Source organism: Breznakibacter xylanolyticus (genome assembly GCF_003254275.1).
Taxonomy (GTDB): Bacteria; Bacteroidota; Bacteroidia; order Bacteroidales; family Marinilabiliaceae; genus Breznakibacter; species Breznakibacter xylanolyticus.
Map to the genome: position 1 here is coordinate 1 of NZ_QKZK01000084.1, position 1,207 is coordinate 1,207.

The window sequence follows — 1,207 nt, forward strand, 5'->3', positions numbered from 1 at the left end:
TGATAAATTAAAAACTATTACTGCGTAATGGATAATAAAAAGTAATTTTAGGGGGCAATATGGAGAGCTATCCCGTTAGGGATTTAGTTCAACATACGGTATATTTCAGGCGGCAGGAAAGCGCAACTTGAAAGGTTCACAATTCCTATTAAGTTTGTAACGGCAGAAAGGAATGCGATTTCTAATGCCGCCCGCAACATACCGTCACCGTTAGCAGTAATGGTAAGAAGACCCAACAGACAAGCAAAAAACGATATTTAAAATAAATAACAAAATGAACTGATATGCAAAAAACGACATTTAAAATAACAAAAATGGACTGTCCATCCGAAGAACAAATGATTCGGATGAAACTTGACGGTTTGACAAATGTCCAATCGTTAGAATTTGACATACCCAACCGACTTTTACACGTTTTTCATACAGACAATAATGAACAAATTTTTCAACGACTTGATACATTAAAATTTGACACTTCAATTCTTTCGACTGTTTCGGTTGACAATTTTACAACAACTGACAAACAAAATGACGAAAGGAAAACCTTATGGACTGTTTTATTAATAAACTTTTTGTTTTTCGCCATTGAAATTGTAACAGGACTTATATCAAATTCGATGGGCTTAGTTGCTGACAGTTTAGATATGTTGGCTGACAGCATTGTTTACGGACTTGCATTAATCGCTGTTGGCGGAACAGTAGTCAGAAAAAAGAACATCGCAAAATTTGCAGGATACTTTCAAATCATTCTTGCTGTAATTGGTTTTATAGAAGTAGTCAGACGATTTATCGGAGTTGAGAAAATGCCTGATTTTCAAACAATGATTTTCGTGTCAATTGTAGCATTAATTGCGAATGTTATTTGCCTGTATTTATTGCAAAAGAGAAAAAGTAAAGAAGCCCATATGCAGGCAAGTATGATTTTTACATCAAACGACATTATCATAAATTCGGGAGTAATTACAGCAGGAATTTTGGTTAATTGGCTCAATTCAGGTTATCCCGACTTGATTATTGGAGCAATTATATTTGTGATTGTGGCGAGAGGAGCTTACAGAATTTTACAACTATCAAAATGACAACTGACAAGACAACAGAAGAAAACCACTACTGCTAATATATAGGGATTTAAGCGGCATGTAATGCCTAGCGCGAATCCCAGGTTGAACTATATCCCGGATGTTCGGCTATGGATTTCTCAGCCGTT

At 35.6% G+C, this 1,207-nt stretch carries 1 protein-coding gene; it reads left to right on the forward strand.

Translation table 11 applies throughout. From position 1 onward, the window contains the following. The first annotated feature begins 284 nt into the window (after positions 1-284). Positions 285-1,079, forward strand: a complete 795-nt coding sequence (locus LX69_RS17400) for a cation transporter (RefSeq protein WP_111447295.1) — start codon at positions 285-287, stop codon at positions 1,077-1,079. The last annotated feature ends 128 nt before the right edge of the window (positions 1,080-1,207 follow it).

Excerpts from the sequence above, each read along its gene's own strand:
- LX69_RS17400 (WP_111447295.1), top strand. The coding sequence starts at position 285 with ATGCAAAAAACGACATTTAAAATAACAAAAATGGACTGTCCATCCGAA.